This is a genomic window from Allorhizocola rhizosphaerae, assembly GCF_003426775.1.
Taxonomy (GTDB): Bacteria; Actinomycetota; Actinomycetes; order Mycobacteriales; family Micromonosporaceae; genus Allorhizocola; species Allorhizocola rhizosphaerae.
Genome location: NZ_QJUG01000170.1, coordinates 1 through 18269, shown reverse-complemented (window position 1 = coordinate 18269; position 18269 = coordinate 1). Strand labels below are relative to the sequence as shown.

16 protein-coding genes and 1 pseudogene are annotated in these 18269 nt (G+C 66.4%); 7 read left to right on the top strand and 10 right to left on the bottom strand.

The genetic code is table 11. The annotated features are described in order from the left end of the window. The 3 genes from DM816_RS29615 to DM816_RS29600 form a co-directional block, all read left to right on the top strand. A partial coding sequence (locus DM816_RS29615; protein WP_425455288.1) for an SCO7613 C-terminal domain-containing membrane protein occupies positions 1-1379 on the top strand: 1379 nt, incomplete at its 5' end. 284 nt (positions 1380-1663) lie between these two features. Further along, positions 1664-2236, top strand: a complete 573-nt coding sequence (locus DM816_RS45550) for an alpha/beta fold hydrolase (RefSeq protein ID WP_342768767.1) — start codon at positions 1664-1666, stop codon at positions 2234-2236. Positions 2237-2242: 6 nt separating this feature from the next. Continuing rightward, positions 2243-3619, top strand: a complete 1377-nt coding sequence (locus DM816_RS29600) for an FAD-binding oxidoreductase (protein WP_117213670.1) — start codon at positions 2243-2245, stop codon at positions 3617-3619. Between the two features lie 759 nt (positions 3620-4378). Here the strand turns inward: DM816_RS29600 and DM816_RS29590 are convergent. From DM816_RS29590 to DM816_RS29570, 5 genes are all read right to left on the bottom strand, one after another. Next, positions 4379-4663 carry a response regulator transcription factor gene (locus DM816_RS29590; protein WP_246002407.1) on the bottom strand — a complete coding sequence of 95 codons (285 nt, stop codon included), beginning with the start codon at positions 4661-4663 and terminating at the stop codon, positions 4379-4381. A 69-nt stretch (positions 4664-4732) separates the two neighbouring features. Continuing rightward, positions 4733-5596 (bottom strand): hypothetical protein, encoded by an 864-nt coding sequence (locus DM816_RS29585; protein ID WP_117213669.1) that lies wholly within the window; start codon positions 5594-5596, stop codon positions 4733-4735. After that, the gene (locus DM816_RS29580) at positions 5593-6312 is read right to left on the bottom strand and encodes an ABC transporter ATP-binding protein (RefSeq protein WP_117213668.1); all 720 of its coding nucleotides are present in this window, start codon (positions 6310-6312) and stop codon (positions 5593-5595) included. The genes DM816_RS29585 and DM816_RS29580 overlap by 4 nt, the downstream gene beginning before the upstream one ends. Next, positions 6309-7193, bottom strand: coding sequence for a hypothetical protein (locus DM816_RS29575; RefSeq protein WP_117213667.1), 885 nt, complete (start codon positions 7191-7193; stop codon positions 6309-6311). The genes DM816_RS29580 and DM816_RS29575 overlap by 4 nt, the downstream gene beginning before the upstream one ends. 83 nt (positions 7194-7276) lie before the next feature. Continuing rightward, entirely contained in the window at positions 7277-7705 is a 429-nt protein-coding gene (locus tag DM816_RS29570; RefSeq protein WP_162907961.1) for a peptidase inhibitor family I36 protein, read from the bottom strand. Between the two features lie 179 nt (positions 7706-7884). Here DM816_RS29570 and DM816_RS29565 point away from each other — a divergent pair, with 179 nt between their 5' ends. The 3 genes from DM816_RS29565 to DM816_RS29555 are packed head-to-tail and all read left to right on the top strand — an operon-like array spanning position 7885 to position 11124. Continuing rightward, positions 7885-9261, top strand: a complete 1377-nt coding sequence (locus tag DM816_RS29565; protein ID WP_162907960.1) for a peptidoglycan-binding protein — start codon at positions 7885-7887, stop codon at positions 9259-9261. Continuing rightward, entirely contained in the window at positions 9258-9926 is a 669-nt protein-coding gene (locus tag DM816_RS29560; protein ID WP_117213664.1) for an ABC transporter ATP-binding protein, read from the top strand. The genes DM816_RS29565 and DM816_RS29560 overlap by 4 nt, the downstream gene beginning before the upstream one ends. Positions 9927-9942: 16 nt before the next feature. Beyond that, positions 9943-11124, top strand: a complete 1182-nt coding sequence (locus DM816_RS29555; RefSeq protein ID WP_211588910.1) for an ABC transporter permease — start codon at positions 9943-9945, stop codon at positions 11122-11124. 29 nt (positions 11125-11153) lie between these two features. On the opposite strand, the gene DM816_RS29550 is transcribed toward DM816_RS29555, so the two are convergent. The 5 genes and pseudogenes from DM816_RS29550 to DM816_RS29530 form a co-directional block, all read right to left on the bottom strand. After that, positions 11154-11969, bottom strand: coding sequence for a glycosyl hydrolase family 18 protein (locus DM816_RS29550; RefSeq protein ID WP_281274375.1), 816 nt, complete (start codon positions 11967-11969; stop codon positions 11154-11156). Then, the gene (gene purE, locus DM816_RS29545; protein WP_117213662.1) at positions 11908-12408 is read right to left on the bottom strand and encodes a 5-(carboxyamino)imidazole ribonucleotide mutase; all 501 of its coding nucleotides are present in this window, start codon (positions 12406-12408) and stop codon (positions 11908-11910) included. Before purE ends, DM816_RS29550 begins: the two co-directional genes overlap by 62 nt. Next, positions 12405-13529 (bottom strand): 5-(carboxyamino)imidazole ribonucleotide synthase, encoded by a 1125-nt coding sequence (locus tag DM816_RS29540; protein ID WP_281274374.1) that lies wholly within the window; start codon positions 13527-13529, stop codon positions 12405-12407. Before DM816_RS29540 ends, purE begins: the two co-directional genes overlap by 4 nt. A gap of 15 nt (positions 13530-13544) precedes the next feature. After that, positions 13545-15389 carry a class II glutamine amidotransferase domain-containing protein gene (locus tag DM816_RS29535; RefSeq protein ID WP_117213661.1) on the bottom strand — a complete coding sequence of 615 codons (1845 nt, stop codon included), beginning with the start codon at positions 15387-15389 and terminating at the stop codon, positions 13545-13547. A gap of 60 nt (positions 15390-15449) precedes the next feature. Continuing rightward, positions 15450-17440: pseudogene (locus DM816_RS29530) on the bottom strand (thioredoxin domain-containing protein). A gap of 311 nt (positions 17441-17751) precedes the next feature. On the opposite strand from DM816_RS29530, the gene DM816_RS29525 reads away from it, so the two are divergent. Further along, positions 17752-18269 (top strand): hypothetical protein (locus DM816_RS29525; protein ID WP_162907959.1); only part of this gene is annotated, 518 nt, incomplete at its 3' end.

Genomic DNA, 18269 nt, shown 5'->3' with positions numbered 1-18269 from the left:
CGACCCGGCCCGGGTCGATGGCCGCGGCCGGTACGGCGGCACCCGCCATCATCGCGGTCGCGTCGCTGGCCCCGGCGCTGCGTGCCTCGCTGGTGACCCCACACGAAAACCTGAACCGGATCTGGCAGGGGCCTCCCCCGCCGCTGCCGTTCGCCGTGGACAACAGCGCGGTGGTCACGGCGGTGCTGCTGACGATCGCGGCGGCCGTGGCGGCCGTGGGTTTCGGTGGCGGGATGACGCGCGCGGTGTCGGTGGTCGTGCCGGGTGCGGCGCTGACCATCCTGATCACCCCGGTCAGCGTCGGCATGCCGTGGCCGGCGTCGGTGATGGCCGGGCTCATCACGTTCACCCTGTGCATGTTGAGCGTGGCGCTGACGTTCCCGCCCGAGCACGATGAGTCGACCAGCGGGACTCGTGCGGCGCGGATCGCCGTACTCCTCATAGGACTGGTAGCGGGCGGAGCGGGACTTGCCGGGAGCCTGGCCACCCCGGAGATGACCATTTTCACGTTCGCCGGCGCGGTCGGCGTCGGGCTCACCGCGGCGATGTGGGGCAAGGTGGAGCGGGCACGCATCACGGGCTGGCTCGGCGGAGCCCTTGCGGCACAAATGCTCGTGCTGAGCGTGAGCCTCCACATTGGAGCAGCTGCCGAGTGGGCGGCGTTCGGGGTGCTGGCGGTCGGCGCGGCGCTGATTACGAGTGCTTCGCTGCTACCGCGGTTCACCCGGCCGGACGCGGTCGCCGAGGCGAGCGCGATCGAGTGGGCCGGATATCTGGCGGGCGTCATCGCCGTCATGCTGGCGCTGCGTTCGCCCGCACATGTGGCCGCGCTGCTGGTCGGCTTCGGCGCGATGCTCGCCATGGCGGCCACGCGCGCGGGCCGGCCGAGCCAGCAGCGGCGGGTGCTGTTCTGGCTCGCGGCCGGGTCGACGATCGTGGCGTGGTGGCTCATCATGCGCCGGGCCGACGTGGCGCTGCCGGAGGCATACACGATCCCGTTTGCGTTGCTGGCGCTGGCGGTCGGCATCATCGAGATCCGGCAGCGGCCGCACCTGGGCAGCTGGGCGGCGTATGGGCCGGCGCTCATCGCGGCGTTCGGGCCGACCGTCGTGGTGGTCATCGCGACCGAGCCCAACGCGGCGCGCATCATCGGGCTCCTGGTGGCCGGGATCGCCGTGCTCATCTGGGGTTCGCAGACGCAGCAGCGGGCGCCGGTCGCGATCGGGGCGGTCGTCACGACCATCGTGGCCTTCCATGCGCTCACGTTGGTGGGCACGACGTGGCTCGCGGTGGGGATCGCGGGCATCGTGCTGCTCATCATCGGTGCGAGCTCGGAGCGGCGGCGGCGGGCGACGGAGCGGTACAACAAATTCCGTTGATCGTCCTGTTTGGACATTACTAAAGTCGTTGGTGGTCTTGACGATCCGGGCGCGGGCATGATCGCATGCCACGGGGATGGGGGCTTGTGGCAGCGGTCGTTGCCGCTGCCGTGTGGGGTGTGTTTGCCGGGTGGTGGATGCCGCGCGGGCCGGTGACGGCGATCGAGGCGCTGGCGTCCACCGGGATCAGTGTGGGCGTGGATCTGCTGGCGGGGGGTTGTCGCGTTGAGCGATCCTATTGGCGCCGTTGGCTTTTGCGGCAGCGGTCGAAGTGACGCGGATCGGTGCGCAGGGGCCGACCGTCGACACGCCGCATTCAGCGCGCTCGACGTGCTGGCCCTGGTGCTCGGGCGCGGGGTGCACGGCCTGTTTTCCTTGCTGCCGTTGCTGATCGGAGCTTTGGTTGGCCATCGGTCCGGTCGGCCCCGGGTGGGCCGGTGGGTCGCGATTGGACTTTTGGGAGTCGTGCAGGTGGTCGCGGCGGTGGCGGTGGTGCTGCCCGCGCGCACCGAGCCAACGCCGGGCGGCGGCGTCGCCGAGCTGGCGACGGTGACCAGCGGTGGCCACGAGTTCGGGCTGATGCTGCGCGGTGCCGACGCCGGCGCGCCGGTCCTGCTCTACATTCCCGGCCCGCGGAGCTCGACCTGCGCACGCAGGTCCGCGAGCTGTCCATTCCGGTTTATCTGGTGATGGGCGCGCACGAGGTGCCGGTGCGGATGTCGCTGGCACGGGAGTGGCACGAGCTGCTTCAGGCGCCGCGCAAGGAACTGGTCGTCATCGACGGCGCGGGGCACCGACCGCAGTTCGAGCGGCCCACCGAGTTCGTCGCCTTGATGCGCCGCGTGCCGGGCCGATAATGAGGCATGCCTCTCGATCTGTCCGGGCTGCGGGACGCGTTCCGCGGCACGATTGTCACGCCGTTCGACCCGGACTACGAGGGGGTGCGCGTGGTGTTCAACAACCGCGTGCGCACCCGGCCGTCGGTCATCTGTCGATGCCGCGACACCGAAGACGTGGTCACGGCGGTGCGGTTTGCACGCGAGGCGGGGTTGCCCGTGTCGATTCGCGGCGGCGGGCATCATGCTTGCGGCTACTCGCTCGTGGACGACGGCCTGGTGATCGACGTTCGTGGGCTGGGCCGGATCTCGTTCGATCCGGGTGCGGCGACCGTGGTGGCCGGGGCCGGGTGCGGCTGGCGCGACGTGGATCAGGTGACCTATGTGGGTCACGGCTATGCCGCGCCGGGTGGGGAATGCCCGACCGTGGGCAATGCCGGGTACAGCATGGGAGGGGGTTATGGTTTTCTCAGCCGCCGTTATGGTTTGGCCTGCGACCACATCCTTGCGGCCGAGCTGGTCGACGCAGATGGCCGGGTGCTGCGGGTCACCGAGGACGAGCATCCCGACTTGCTGTGGGCGTTGCGCGGCGCGGGCGGCGCCGGGTTCGGCGTGGTGACAAGGCTGAAATATCGGCTGGACCCGGTGCCGAGGACCATTTTCGGCGGCGCCATCGCGTGGCCGCTCGACGACGCGGAGGCGGTGTTTCGGGCCTATCGCGACATGTATGTGGGGCGCGAGGAAGACCGGCTGTCGTTGTATCTGGCGTTGATGGCCGAGCCCTACCCGCACGGGCAGCCCGTGTTGATGGCATATGGGATGCATGTCGGCCCGCCCGATGGCGCCGACAAACAGTTGGCCCCGTTGCGGGCGGCGGCCGGGGAGCCGGTGTTCGACACGTTCGGGCTGATGTCGTACTACGACCTGCAGCAGGCGCTCGGATCCGAAATCATGTATGGGCTGCAGTTGAAGTGGCGCGGCGGTTTCTTCCGCGAAGGCGGGTTCGGAGACCAGGCGTTTGCCAGCATCGTCGACGCGTTCCGGCACGTGCCGTCCGGATATTCGATGGCACGATTCGACCTGCTCGGCGGTGGTGCGATCGGCGCCGTCGCGGCGGATGCGACCGCGTTTGTGCACCGATCGTCCATGTTCAACATTTCGATAATCGCGCAGTGGGTGCGGGGCAACGAGACCGAGGCAAATTTGCGCTGGACCGAGGAGCTCATGATTGCGCTGGCGCCACACTTGAGCGGTGAGGTCTACCAGAACTACGCCGACGAGGAGCTCGAAGACTGGCCGAGCGCGTACTACGGGACCAATTACGCGCGGCTACAGGAGGTCAAGCGGCGCTACGATCCCGCGGACTTCTTCCACCACCCGCAGAGCATCCGACTGCCAGAGTAGGACTTCGAACTGAGCCTCCGGCGGGAACCACAGGGACTCCGAGGAGGGAACCCCCGTCTGCCCCGTCTGCCCGAAAAAGCAAGCCGAGTTTCCATCCTGGGTCAAGACCTCCGATGTGGTTAAGAAGCCAAGTAGTGGCGGGTTGGAGTGTCGCGAATGCTTTCTGTTCGCCGTAGGTTTGCCCGGTTTGCAGGCTGTGGTATAGGCAACCCAGTAGGCGGTTGAACAGGTGGCGTAGTGCTGCGGGGTGCCGGTCGCCGTGCAGGTCTCGGCGTCGGCGGTAGTGCTGTTTGGCTGCGGGTGAGTGAGTATTGGCGGCGAAGGCCCACAGCCATCCTCGCGGCGGCGAGCCGCTGGTTTTTGATTTTGCGGTGGGTCGGCGCGATCGCGAGCACGGCGCGGGCGTCGTTGCTTGTCAGGTGTCGCTGCGGCCGGCGAAGGCGTTCAGGAAGCCTGGGTAGTATTCGCGCAGTGTGGAACGCAGCTCGTTGGAGGCTTTGGTGCGCCGCCGGGCCGCTGGCCCGGCCCGACTCCGGCGACCGTCTCGGTGAACGACTTGCGCGGGCAATCCGGCACGTCGCAGCTCCACCGGTGCTTACGCCACACCAGCTGCGGTCGCCGACCACCCACCGCAAGATCTCACGGCCGGGTCACCCGCAGCCCCTTGGACCTGCGTGCGGGTTCCAGAGTGCGGTCGCCGCCGCGCCTGATCATCGGCGGTGACCAGTTCCACCCCGGCGTATCAATGCCCGGAACCGCTCAGGGAAGGGACTGTCCGGATCGTTCGTCTCCAGATCGGTCGACCCAACCGCGCAAGGCCGCTTCTATGCCAAGTGCAAACCTGCCCTGGATACCGATCGCGTGACAGACCTTGTGCAGGTGTTCCCGAACCGTGCGCTCGCTGATGTGCAGCTTCAAGGCAATGGTCCGGTCCGTGGCACCAGAACGCAGCAGCTGTAAGATCTGTAACTGTATTTCGTTGGGCCGGAAGAGAGTATCGCCCGACATTTGGTTCACGCAGACCCCCGTCTCCAGCACGGTCATTCAGCACACCATGCCGATCGCATACTTAACCGTTCATACTGCGCCGACCACTTGGATCGACCCGTTGCTCTAGCGAAGGACGTCGCGGTTGTTCGTCACCCGGAGTCCAATCAGGCTCATGGTTACGCCATAGCCCAGTAACACGAGAGCACCAGCCCACCAATGCTGCGGATCGCCCTGAAACTTTGACAAGGTGCTCGCCATGACCTCTGTAGCGACCCGCGGGAACGCGACTGAGATCGCCATAATGGGAAAGGTGCCCTCCTCGCCTGAGATCAGCCACCGAATAGAGTTGACCGTCTGATACGCCATTGGGCTGTCCACCATAAAGACCAGAGTCCCGATGATCGCTGCGGCGACTTGGCTGCGAATCACCGTGGCGATGCCAATGCCCAACATCGCCCACAAGATGTAGGCGCACAGGTTGAGTGCCACGGCACGCCAAACCATGCCCGAAGCGAACGCCGAGCCGAACCCGTTGTTACCAAAGAAGATCAAAGCACCCACGAGATTGACCGCAGTGGTGGCCACGCACAGGAGCGCCGCGCAGAGACTCACGGCGGCGGTCTTGGCAAGTAGCACGTTCGACCGGTTCGGCTGGAAGAGGTATGTCATGCTGGCGGTGTGGAATCTGGCCTCGTCGGAGACGGTCAGGATCGCCAGCAGGAGGACCAGGAAGATACCCAATCCCTGCCCGGAGGTCAGGATCTCAGCGGTCTGCCCCACAGGGCCGTATGCCTCCAATATCTGCCGCCACTCGTCGGTCACCGGCCCCGAGTAGGTCGCGATCTCCAGATCGGTAAGCATCTGATAAGCCTGAAACAGGTTTACTGCCAGGCTCCCCGCGACTGCCAGAACGGCCAGCCCGGCCAGCACCCACAGCCGCCGGACCGAACAGATCTTCATGAGCTCGGCCCTGATCTGACGTCTCATCGGATACCCGCCCCACCACCGGCGAGCTTGATGAAGACATCCTCAAGACTGGTGCCGTCAGCCCCACGGAGCGTGGCGACATCCGCCTTCTCCAGCAAGCGTCCTGCCGCGATTATCACCACGTCGTCCACGATAAGTTCCATCTCCGCCAGCAAATGGCTCGAGACCAGCACCACCCGCCCCTCGTTCGCCCACTTTCTCATCTCGTCGCGCAACCAGCGCACGCCGAACGGGTCCAGCCCGTTCGTTGGTTCGTCCAGGATCAACACCTCCGGGTCACCGAGCAACGCAGTGGCGATAGCCAGTCGCTTGGCCATCCCCTGGGAATAGGACTTGACACGGCGGTGTGCCACATCGGCCAACCCGGTCTGACCAAGCACCTCCTCGACCCGTTCCCGCCCGATGCCACCCGAGACAGCATGGATTCGCAGATGACTCCGCCCTGTCCGACCCGGATGCAGCCTCGATTCCTCCAGCACCGCGCCGACGTTACGCGCCGGCGTCGGCATGGCCGCGTAGTGGCTGCCGCCAAAGGTGGCCGTCCCGGCGGTCGCCCTTTCAAGACCAAGGAGCACCCGCAGCGATGTGGTCTTGCCCGCACCGTTGGGGCCAAGGAATCCGGTGACCCGCCCTGGTTCGGCGGTAAAGGACAAATCCTGGACCACGGTACGGTTCCCGAACGCCTTGGTCAGTCCATTGAAAACAATCGACTTCATGACCCCGCCTGCACAATTCGTACAGCGTTCTGGGACCGGACACTCTCCAACTCGGCAATCGCCTGGAGCGCCACGGCGTTGGTCTCGATGGCCACCATCTGGTACGCCGCCTCCACGCCAGCCCAGATTTCCACGAGGCGCGTCTCCGTCTTGCACTGCGCATCTGTGACCGAGGTCTGGATCTCGGCAGGGGTTGCGCTCGGTGTGCGGAAGGAGCGATCCGCAAGCGCCGCCAGCGGATCACGGTATGAATAGCCCGAACGCTTCATGCAAGCACTCCAATTGGCGAACGCTTGAAGCACCCTGCTGTCTTCCCTTGATTCGCTGAAGGATCTGCTGGCCAGCTTTTCGGCGAGCTTCATGTCGGCCACCGGCTGCGTTCCCTCGGCGAGCCGAGAATCTGCCTCACCGTGGCACCCTCCAGGCGGGACGTCCGATCCGCTGTATTGCGTGACCGTGCCTTCAGCCACGGCTAACGCTTGCTCCGACAGCTGGGGCTCGCCGGCCATGCCGGCCGCGCTTCGTGCGTCAACTTCCGGCGTGTGATAACCATACTTCTTGGCTCGATCAGCCGAGACGCCGTAGCGCCGCTCGTTCCGCTTGAACGGCATGGGAGCGGGCGCCGGTGGGAGTTCCAAGTTCCACCCGAATCTGCCCATACATCGCTGAAACAAGATCTGTTCGGCTCGCTTTACCGTCGCGCCTTTGGTTGCGTCGGGCAGGTATGCGTCCAGAGGAAGGACGAGCGTCAGCACGTCCACGACCGCCGGTATGTCCGCCGGCGGCTCAACACGTTTCGGTGGCTCTACGGAGCCACACGCGGCAAGCGCCATCGAAGCGAGGCCAATGAGCAGCGAACGCCACGAGAACAGTGAAGCCATGGGTGTCTGCCTCCACATAGGTCGGACATGACGGTGATGGCTGCCCCGCGCCCGGAGCAGCCATCGATCAGCTTGGACGAACCCTAGCAGAAGATATAGGAACTGAAGGTATCACGATACTCGTTGAAGTCGTTGAGTTGTGCGCCGTTGTCGATCTCGACATGCGACCCGGTCTGCCACGTTCCGGTACTCAAGGTCACATCGCAGAACGATGCCCGGTTCCTGCCCGACCAGGTGTTGTTGTCGATCGACGATCCCGTTCCAGCGCCGCCGCCATAGAAGATCTCGTCCGAGAACCAGTTGACGAACGAATCATTGATCGTCCATGCGCCCCCGTTGAGGTCGGTGAGGTAGTAAAGGCACACCTCGCCACCTTCACAGACACTGTCACGGTCGCCCGCACTCGCCGGGGCCGCGGTGAACATCAGCATGCCCATCCCCATCGTCACGGCTGCGGCGACGCCGGCAAACTTCTGCAGAAATCTGCTCTTCCTCATGTCGATTCCTTCCACGTCGTCTCTTTAGGATCGGCGCGGGGGGCGGGATTGCTGAATCCCCCGTCTCATTAGGAGGGTAGAGGCATCAGCTGGCATCGACATCCTCGCAAGTCTGCCGGTTCCGGCGGTCCTCTGGTCGCTAATTCGATGGTTCAATTGGCCGTTGACGACTGGGCTGCGGAGGAATTGTGGTGATGTCCAACTTGGCGGAGGATACCGGCCCGGGCGCCATAAACACGCCGGCACGCGCCAAACGCCGGATTGCGCTTCTGATCGCCGGGGGCGCCGGCCTGCTGACCGTCGGCGGCCTTCTGGCGAGCATGTTTGTCATCTCGCCCGAACAGCAGCGAGCAGAGGCGCGACCACCGGGCCGCACGGTGCTCACCAGTGCAATAGAGCAACGCGTTCTCGCATCAACGGTCGTCACGCGCGGCTTGGTCGGAGCGGCACGCCGGGTTCAGGTGACACCGGTTTCGGCGCAGGGAGCGAGCATCACGGTGGTAACCGCGATACACACACGGGTAGGCTCATCGATTCAGGCCGGCGACGTAATCGTCACGGTGTCTGGGCGGCCCTTGCTCGCTTTGCCAGGGCCGGTCCCGGCCTATCGTGACTTGCGCCCAGCTGACGAGGGGGCGGACGTTGCACAGCTGCAGGCCGCGCTACGCACATTGGGTTTCTACAGCGGCGGGGACGCCGTCGGGCGCTTCGGCCCCGCCACCAAGTCAGCGGTCAAATCGATGTATTCAAAGGCAGGCTACGCCGTGCCTGACACGGGAGGACCCGGCGGCAGGGGGGACAAGGCGGCCTTGCGCGCGGCCGACGATGCTGTCCTCGCAGCACAGCGGTTGGTGGCCTCCCTGGAAGGGCTCATCGCGGCTGATCCCACCGCCACTCCAAGTCCCGGCGAGGCAAGCCTCGCGGAACAGCTGGCGACCGCTCGGACGGCGCTGAACCGGGCGGCGAAGGATCGTGCCGACCTTATCGCCAGTACGGGTCCGATGGTTCCCCTGGCTGAGGTGGTGTTCCTACCAGCTTTCCCTGCGATCGTAGAACAGCTGTCAGCCAAACTCGGAGAAGCCGTCGTCGCTCCGTTAATCACTCTTGCCACCGGCGCCTTTAGTGTCGCGGCGCGGCTGCAGGCTGACCAAGCACCACTGATCAAAGGAGGGATGAAGGTCTCGATTGTTTCAGAAGCGAAGGGCCTGACTGCCGAAGGCGTCGTGGAGTCGGTGGGCGAGTTGACCGTAGACAAGGGCGAAGGAGGTCCGTCGGGTGCGCCTTACTTTCCCATGACTGTTGTCCCAAAAGCGGACTTGCCGCAGGACTGGAATGGGCTTGACGTCCGGCTGACGGTTACCGCCGCCCAGACCAGCAGTGAGGTCCTGGTGGTTCCGGTGGCCGCCATCAGCGCGTCGGCAGACGGCCGAACGACCGTTTCCGTAGCAAATCCGGATGGATCGCAGACCACTGTGGAAGTGCGGCCAGGAGTGTCAGCAAATGGCTACGTCGAGATCATCCCCGTTGGGGTGTCGCTGCAGGAGGGTGACCGCGTCGTGATCGGGCAATGACCGTCGTCGTCAAATGCGCCGGTGTCGGCCGAACCTATCCGGGGCCGCCGCCGGTGGATGCGCTACAGCCGGCGGATCTGACAATCAATCGCGGGGAGTACGTCTCCATCGTTGGGCCTTCAGGTTCCGGAAAGTCCACGCTTCTCAACATAATAGGCCTAATTGATCGCCCGACCTCCGGTCATTACATCTTGGACGGCGTGGATGTTGCGTCCTTGAAGGAGGCTGATCGGACAGCGTTGCGTGGCCAGCGTATTGGCTTCGTCTTCCAGTCCTTCCACTTGCTGCCCCACCGAACCGCCGTAGAGAACGTCGCCTTGGCTCAGCTCTACGTCGGCCCCAAAGCACGACAGAGATTTCTCAACGCCGCGGAAGCCCTTGCGAAGGTCGGCCTATCACATCGGGCCTTCAAAATGCCTAACACACTTTCCGGTGGCGAACGCCAACGGGTCGCCATTGCCCGAGCACTCGTCAACCAGCCGGCCTTGCTTTTGTGCGACGAGCCGACGGGTAATCTTGACTCCGCGACATCGTCGATGATCCTGGATATCCTCGATCAGATGCACGCAGATGGTTACACGATCGTCATCATCACTCACGCCCCGGATGTGGCCGAACGAGCCGATCGGATAATCACCGTGCGGGACGGTGTGCTGCATGTCTAGGCGTTCGCGTCTGTCGTTGAGAGACCTGTTCAGCGAAGCGCTCTCCGGCCTGCTCCAGCGTCCTGGGCGCTCCATGCTGACGATGCTGGGAACGGTGCTGGGTATAGGTTCGTTCGTTGCCATCCTGGGATTGACCTCCACCGCTGCTGGGCAGATCGACAAGCGATTCACGGAACTCGCGGCAACCGAGGTCCGGGTCGAGGATGTCGGCGCCGATCGAGTCTCACACGAGATGAGTTTTCCCATGGACGCTCACGATCGCGTTATGGCGATCGACGGCGTGGTAACCGCAGGGCTACTCTGGCCGCTACCGCTGCGCAACCCCACCATGTCGGCCGTACCCGGTATGGGGGCCAGCGACGAAGGACTCAGCTTGCACGCGGCCGATCCCGGCGCGCTGGAGGCCGCGGGGCCGGTCGTCGCTTCTGGTCGGCTTTACGATGCCTTCCATGAAGGCCGGGCGGAGCGAGTTGCGGTAGTTGGTGCGGCGGTCGCGCGCCGCCTCGGCATCCAGCGGCTGGAATCGCAACCAGCTATCTTCCTCAATGGCACACCCTTTACGGTCATCGGTATCGTGAGCGATCTGCGCCGGCTTCCAGACCTGCTGCTGAGTGTGATAATCCCGACGGCGACCGCCCTTGCTCTTTACGGCCCGCCGATCGAGCATCCCGCAACGATGCTGATCGAGACACGTCTAGGCGCCGCCCGCGTGGTGGCCGATCAGGTTTCGATTGCACTGCGGCCAGACGCACCCAACCGGTTGAAGGCGACAGCCCCTCCCGATCCACGCTCATTACGGGGCAACATAGCGGGCGATCTCAACGCGCTGTTCCTTCTACTCGCCTCGATCAGCTTGGTCATTGGCGCAATTGGGATTGCCAACACTACTTTTGTCTCGGTATTGGAGCGTACCGCTGAAATCGGAATACGCCGTTCGCTTGGTGCGCGGCCTCGGCACATCGCCGCTCAATTTCTCAGCGAGTCTGCCATTCTTGGCACGCTTGGCGGGGTCATAGGCAGCGCACTCGGCGTCATCGCAGTCGTCGCCGTCGCGGTGCTCAAGTCCTGGACGGCCGTGCTCGACCCTGCAACCACCCTGGCTGCCCCGTTGGCGGGCACGATTGTCGGTGTTGCTGCCGGGCTGTATCCAGGGCTACGGGCGGCGAGAATTGAGCCAATCGAGGCGTTGCGGCAATGAAGCGATGACGCCGGTGACTGAGCACCTGCTTACCCGTTCAAGGGGATCGGCGAGGGGGACCGGCCGGGCATCGGCACGAACGTGCCTGCACATGGCTGGAACCGAGCACACTGCGACCCCGCGGCGGCTTGCACGAACACAGGGTCGGTGACCTGGCGGCGACGACCGAGTGGCCAGTTGCGGCGGCAGGCCGACCCGAAAGCGGCCGGCCTGCCAATAAGGGCTCGGCCCACGCCCGCTGCAACGGCACTGATCAGTTCGCCGTTGGCCGTGTCGCCGGACAGCTCCCAGAAGAACGCGCCCGCCAGCGACTGAGACCTTGCCCATGCCAGTTTGCTCGCGATCGTGGCGGGTGTGTCGTAGCTCCACCAATTGCCACCGCAGTACGCATACGCGGTGCCGCCGACGGAACCGGATGAAGGGCATTGGGTTTTCAAAATCTTGTAATCCTGGACACCTGGCTCGATCCCTGATGCCTCGCCGGTCGCACTGCCGCCCGGTGCCGCCTGGGTGACGCCGGTCCAGCCGCGGCCGTAGAAACCTATGCCCAGCAACAGTTTTTGACGCCGGAATGCCTTTGCCGCGCAGCTTGGCGATCGCCGCCTCCGCGCAGAAGCCCTGTGTCGGATGCCCGCGTAGCAGGTCAGCGGCGAGTGCGGCGCGGTCGGCCTCTGCGCAGCCCATGCTCCGAAACAGTCGTAGGTCATCGCCATGTACCCATCGAGGTACTGCGCCGCGCTCGCGTAGTCCGCCAAGTCGATCTTGCCGCCGGAGGCAGGCGTTTTAGCCCTGCGAGGCGATCTCCTTCGCCAGTGCGGCGTCCTTTTCGGACACCAACTCGGCAAGAGACTCTTGATACGACGCCATTTTTGCGAGCAGCATGGGCTCCGCGACCGACAGGATGCGCACTGCGAGCAGGCCGGCGTTGCGCGCGCCCGCAATCGACACGGTGGCGACGGGGACTCCGGCCGGCATTTGGACGATCGAGAGCAGGCTGTCCATGCCATCCAGATATTTGAGGGGCACCGGAACGCCGATCACCGGGAGCGGGGTCACCGACGCGACCATGCCCGGAAGGTGAGCCGCACCGCCCGCGCCGGCGATGATGACCTTCAGCCCGCGCTCGGCCGCGCTGCGCCCGTATTCGAGCATGGCCTGCGGGGTGCGGTGCGCCGAAACGACCCGGACCTCATATGCCACACCGAACTCGTCCAGCGCCTCGGCCGCGCCCCGCATGACGGCCCAGTCCGAGTCCGAACCCATGATGACACCAACAGCGGTCACAGCGACTCTCCAGATTGGATCCAGTGGGCCGCGCGCGCTGCCCGCGCGCGGCAATCGGCCATGTCATCGCCGAGCGCCGTCACGTGGCCGATTTTGCGCCCGGGCCGGATCTGCTTGCCGTACAGGTGAAGTTTGACGCCCGGCTCGGCGGCCATCATGTGGTGCACCCGCTCGTCGAGGCCCATGCCCGCGTCCGGACCGCCGAGCAGGTTGGCCATCACCACGGCCGGCGCGGTCGGATGCGTGTCACCGAGCGGATAGTCGAGCACGGCCCGCAAATGCTGCTCGAACTGGGACGTGCGCGCGCCCTCGATGGTCCAGTGTCCCGAGTTGTGCGGGCGCATGGCGAGCTCGTTGATGACGAGTCGGCCGGTGTCGGTTTCGAAGAGTTCGACGGCCAGAAGGCCAACGACGTCAAGCGAGTGCGCGATGCGGATCGCCATCTCCTGTGCTGCGGCGGCAGTGTCCGGCGAGAGGTTGGGGGCGGGCGCGAGCACCTCGACGCAGATCCCGTCGCGCTGCACGGTCTCGACCACCGGATACACCGCTATCTGCCCGAACGGCGAGCGGGCCACCTGCACGGCCAGCTCGCGCCGCAGCGGCACCAACTCCTCGACGATGAGCTCGACGTCGGGCAGCGGCTCGGACGGGTCGCGCACGACAAACACGCCCCGGCCGTCGTAGCCGCCGCGGGCGGTCTTGACCACCGCGGGCAGGCCGAACGCTTCGAGCGACGTCAACGGCTCCCACCGTGGCACGGGGAAGCCGAGCTCGCCCAGCCGCTCCCGCATGGCCCGCTTGTCCTGCGCGTAGTGCAGCGCGTCGGCGCTCGGGAAGACCTTCACGCCCTCGGCGGCCAGTGCCCGGATGTGCTCGCCCGGCACGTGCTCGTGGTCGAACGTGACCACGTCGCACGCCTTGGCGAACGAGCGCAGCGCGGCCAGGTCGGTATGGCTGCCCAGCTGGACCTCGGGCGCGACGAGCCCGGCCGCGTCGTCCTGCTCGGCGATCAACACGTGCAGCGACTGGCCGAGTGCGATCGCCGCCTGGTGGGTCATGCGCGCCAGCTGACCGCCGCCGATCATGCCGACCACGGGAAGTCCGGTGTGTGTCCGTGCCACCCGACCATCCTAAGGTCAGCGCCGTTTGGCCGGTTTACGCGAGGTCTTGCGTGAGCCGGAGGCGGGCGCGGGCGCGCTCAGCGCGATCATCGCGCCGTCGTGGCCGTCGCCAAGCCGCACAAGGAGTTCGGCCGGTGGGGGCTGCGGCCCGCACCAGGCCAGCACCCGCCCGGCGCCGACGATCGCGCAGCCGCGCAGCGTGGCGAAGATCTCGTCGGGCAGGGTGCGGCGCAGCTCGTTCGCGATGTCGGTGGCGGCGCGGCCGGGGTCGCGGGGTGGGCCGACGACGCTGATGTGGGCGGGCGGGCACGCCCATTCGCGGGGGCGATGGATCTCGCGGGCGCTTTGGCGGTACCGCATCGGGGAAAAGAGCATGGTGGCGCAGAGCTTGAGCCGGCCGCGAAGCTCAAGGGCCACCTGCATCGTCCATGGATCGATGTTTCCAAATCGCTTGCCGCCCAGGCGGCTGAGCGCGCGGGCGAGGCGGCCGGGCGTGATGTCCCAGACGGGGCGGGCCTCGCCCTGCTCGATCGCGACCGCCTCGGCGGCGACGATCAGCAGCCAGGGTTGGCGCAGCGCCTGCCGGATGGGCTTGTCGGCGGCGTTGACGAATTCGCCTACGTGCCAGGCAATCTGCGCGGCCGGGATGGCGTGGCGTTGCCAGCCCGACACGGCGGTGAGGGGTTTCGCTTGGGGCGCTTGCAGTTTCGGGTCGGCAGCGGCATGCGCCCGGACCCAGCGTTGCACCAGATATGTGCGCCAAACTCGTTGCAGCTCAGCTGGTTTAGCCCGCGAAAGGGTGGAAAGCGTTGCCAGGGTCGGGTAGTCAATGCCACCACCGTAGCGGGGGTACAGCAGCGCCTCCGCGATCGCGGGCCGGATGCGTTGCAGCGCTTCGGCTAGAGGTGGTGCGGGCTTCGGCTCCCGCAGCGGGAAACGAACCGCGACACCATAACGCGCCGCGATTCGATCGACCAATCTGGACAGGTGGCCGCCGGATCCGGTCGACAGCAACACATCGATCTCCCCGCCGGCCGCGCGAGCCGCTGCCCAGAGGAGATAATCGGCCAGGTCCGGGGCCGGTTCGCCGAGGTCGGCGAGGAAGTCATCGATATTTTGCGGTACCGGCGGAGGCGCCGCGATAGTCGGCAGATCAGCGGCGGCCTCGAGCAGAGCCGTCCGCGCCGGGCCGGAATCGACGAGCGCGATGCCGGCCCGGCCACCACTCTCGCTGAGGGCATACATGACCTCCAGGCGCGCGGTGGTGCGGCGCGGATTGGTGACCGCGCACGGGTGGGCGCGGATCGACCAGCCGTCGGTGTGCCGGCCGATCTCGACCACCTGGCCGGGCAGCACGCGCCGGATGGCGTCGAAGAACGTGGCCGGGACGTCGTCGCACGTGCCCGTGTCCAGGAAGCGGGCGATGACCTCGTCGTTGGGCGTGGCCGGGACGCCCGCGCGGAGCAGCGCCACGGGTTCGCTCGCGACGACGACCGCTCCGGTGGTGCGGGCGTAATACAGCGGCGGACCGTCCAGGTTGCGCGCGAGCACGAGGCCGCCGCCGTCCGGGTCGGCGAGGATGAGTGCGTAGGGGTGTTGCCCGTGCACGAGTCCGGTCGGGCCGAAGCCGGCGTACCGGGTGAACAGGTTCGTCGGCTCCGCGATTCCATCGACGATGACGACCGTCCCGGCGGATTCGTGGACCTTGGGCAGGGCCGATCGGATGAGCAGCCGCGCGGCGCCGCAGTCGACGGTCGCGGCGTCGGTGCCGCGCGGGGCGAGGGCTTCGGAGAGGGCTTCGATGGTTTGGGTCGTGGTGCGGTCGGAGCCGAAGCTCAGCAGTGCGGCAAGGCCAGCCATGACCAAAGAGCCTAGCCACAATTGTCCGAATAGCCCGTTAAGTTAGTACTGTCTGGCCCGTCAAGTCAGTACTGTCGCGAGTTCGACAGTCGTGGTGACCGGGCGGTCGCAGACAAAACCCCTGCACACATAGGCGGTGGCGCTGTTGCCGATCATCGGCCGGTCGGCCAGCAGCGGCACGCCCGGCTGGTCGGGCCGGCCCGCGACGATCACGGCCCCCTTGCGGGCAAGCTTGACGGCCGCGTCGAGCAGCTCGGTGGGGTCGTGGCCCGCGATCGCGATCTCGTACGGTCCGCTGAGCATGGCCTCCGTGGCGGCTGCGGCGTAGCCCGCGAAGCGGACATGGGTTTCCAGGAGCGGGGCTATCGTCCCGAGCGCGCGCTCGGCAGCCTCACGGTAGGCGGTCTCACCCGTGAGGGCGGTGTAGGTGATCAGCGCGCCGGCGAGGCTGGACAGGCCCGACGGCGTCGCGTTGTCGGTCGGGTCCGCCGGCCGGGTCACGAGCCGCTCCGCATCATCGGCCGTGTCGAAGAACCCGCCCTTGCCGTTGCCGAAACGGGCGAGCGCGGTGTCGAGCAGCCCTTTGGCTTCCCGCAGCCATCGGCCATCACCGGTTATCTGGTGCAGGGCGCAGAACGCCTCGGCAACGCAGCCGTAGTCCTCCAGCACGCCGACCGGGTCGCCGGCCTTGCCGTCCCGGGACACGCGCTTGAGCCGGCCGCTGTCAACGTGAACACGAGCCAGCAGTTCACCGGCCTCGATCGCGGCGGTGCGGGCCGCGTCGTCCTTGCAGACGCGGGAATACTCGGCGAGCGCGGTGATCGCGAGCCCGTTCCACGCAGCCACGACCTTGTCGTCGCGCGGCGGTTGGGGACGTTTGTCGCGCACGTCTTTGAGTCGGGCACGGATGGTGCGCCAGCGCTCGGTCACCTCCGGTGCGGCGTCATCCACATCGCGCATCAGGCGCAGCACGCTCAGGCCATGCTCGAAGTTGCCCGCCTCGGTGACGCCGAACAAATCGGCGGCCCAGGCGCCATCCTCGTCGCCGAGAACCTCTCGCAACTGGGCGGGATTCCAGGCGTAAGTGAGCCCCTCGACCCCATTGGTGTCCGCGTCAAGAGCCGAAGCAAACCCTCCTTCTTTGGTACGCATCTCGCGCCGCAGCCAGCCGGCGACGTCCTGCGCGATGCGGAGGCTGAACGGGTCTGCGGTGAGTCGATACAGCTCGGTATAGACGCGAAGGAGCAAGGCGTTGTCGTACAACATCTTCTCGAAATGCGGCACCGTCCAGGTCTGGTCGACCGTGTAGCGGTGAAATCCCCCGCCCACCTGATCGAACAGCCCGCCACGGCCCATCGCCTCGGCCGTATGGCGCGCCATCTCGACCACGTCGGCCTCGTCGCGGCGCAACATGAACAGCAGCAGCATGTGCGGCGGGAACTTCGGTGCGCCGCCGAAGCCGCCGTGCACCTGATCGTAGGATTTGCTCAGTGTGCGGGCGGCGCGCGCGAGCATCTCGGGCGTCACACCCTTCGGCTCGGCCGACAGCACGTTCGACCGGAGCGCCTCCACGACCGTGCGACCCTGCGCCAGCACGGCCTCGCGCTGGTTGTCCCAAGCGTCCTTGACCGCGTTCAGCAGGGCCACAAACTGGGGCTTGGGAAAATAGGTGCCACAGTAGAACGGCTGCCCATCGGGCGTCGCGAACACGGTCATCGGCCAGCCGCCCTGCCCGGTCATCGCCTGCGTCGCGGTCATGTAAACCGCGTCGACGTCCGGCCGCTCCTCACGATCCACCTTGATCGCGACAAACCCCTGGTTGACCAGGCGACCGACCGCCTCATCCTCGAACGACTCGTGCGCCATGACGTGACACCAATGACAAGTTCGGAATGTAACCAGTGGCAGGACGCATATCCCACTGAGATCAACACTGGGACGTCCCGCCGCTTGGCTTCCGAAAAGGCATCACCTCCCCATTGCCACCAATCCACAGGATTGTTGGCGTGCTGGAGGAGGTAGGGCGAGGTCGCGCTACCGAGCCGGTTCATACCCTCACCCTCTCACAGATGTCAGCCCCGCCCCTGGGCGGCCGCACCGATCGGGCACAAAAGGTCGCCGCATACAGATCTTGCGCACCGACATCGCGGCCATAGCAAGTGATCAATGTTGTGGGAGGCAGCGTCGCGGCGGCGTACAATTTCGACGGCAGCCGCGCGCCTGCCCGCTCCGAGTCATAGTGGCCCACGTCCACCGTGGCGGCGAAGACAAGGTTCCCCGAATCGCGCGAGAAGCGTTCCGCCAGGTCATCTAGCCCAGTTGGCGGGACGGGCGTGGGGCGTCCCGCGAGATGGAGCATCTGATGACCCGCGACCGTCGTCGCAAGGCAGAGATCCGCGCCCACCAGGCCACGTCCGGCACGTCCTATTCGGTGGCCAGCAGGCAGATCACCGCGCCGATCCCGCCGATCCCGCCGTCGGCCCCACCCGTCGAGGTGGAGATCCTTCCCCCGCTGCCTGGCTGGTCTCGGCCGCTTTCGTGCCGGTGGTGGGCCAGCATGATCGAGGAACACGGACCGTTGATCGCGGTCGCCGTCAGCCGGGGCGACCGGTGGTGGGCATTGGATGATCTAGCCCGCGAAGCCGCCGGGGCGTTGCAGGACCAGCCAACCGAGGAACGCGGACTGTGGGTTCACGTCGACGGCCGGTTCGCCGTGACCCGTCGTGAACACCTGGAAGGCATCGCTGCGGCGCTTGCTGCGGCGGGCGCGTCATCACGCCTGATGGTCCGCGCGGTGCCGGACCCGGTGAACTGCGAGCACGCCAGCTGCCGGCGGCGGCGGGGGCAGCCTCCGGTCCCGCGGCCGGCGGCTCCCGCGCC

Bases quoted from the DNA above. Each gene is read 5' to 3' on its own strand.
- DM816_RS29560 (WP_117213664.1), top strand. From the start codon at position 9,258: ATGACCGTCGTCGTCAAATGCGCCGGTGTCGGCCGAACCTATCCGGGG.
- DM816_RS29600 (WP_117213670.1), top strand. From the start codon at position 2,243: ATGCCTCTCGATCTGTCCGGGCTGCGGGACGCGTTCCGCGGCACGATT.
- DM816_RS29585 (WP_117213669.1), bottom strand. From the start codon at position 5,596: ATGAGACGTCAGATCAGGGCCGAGCTCATGAAGATCTGTTCGGTCCGG.
- DM816_RS29580 (WP_117213668.1), bottom strand. From the start codon at position 6,312: ATGAAGTCGATTGTTTTCAATGGACTGACCAAGGCGTTCGGGAACCGT.
- DM816_RS29565 (WP_162907960.1), top strand. From the start codon at position 7,885: ATGTCCAACTTGGCGGAGGATACCGGCCCGGGCGCCATAAACACGCCG.
- DM816_RS29590 (WP_246002407.1), bottom strand. From the start codon at position 4,663: ATGACCGTGCTGGAGACGGGGGTCTGCGTGAACCAAATGTCGGGCGAT.
- DM816_RS29535 (WP_117213661.1), bottom strand. From the start codon at position 15,389: ATGGCTGGCCTTGCCGCACTGCTGAGCTTCGGCTCCGACCGCACCACG.
- DM816_RS29575 (WP_117213667.1), bottom strand. From the start codon at position 7,193: ATGGCTTCACTGTTCTCGTGGCGTTCGCTGCTCATTGGCCTCGCTTCG.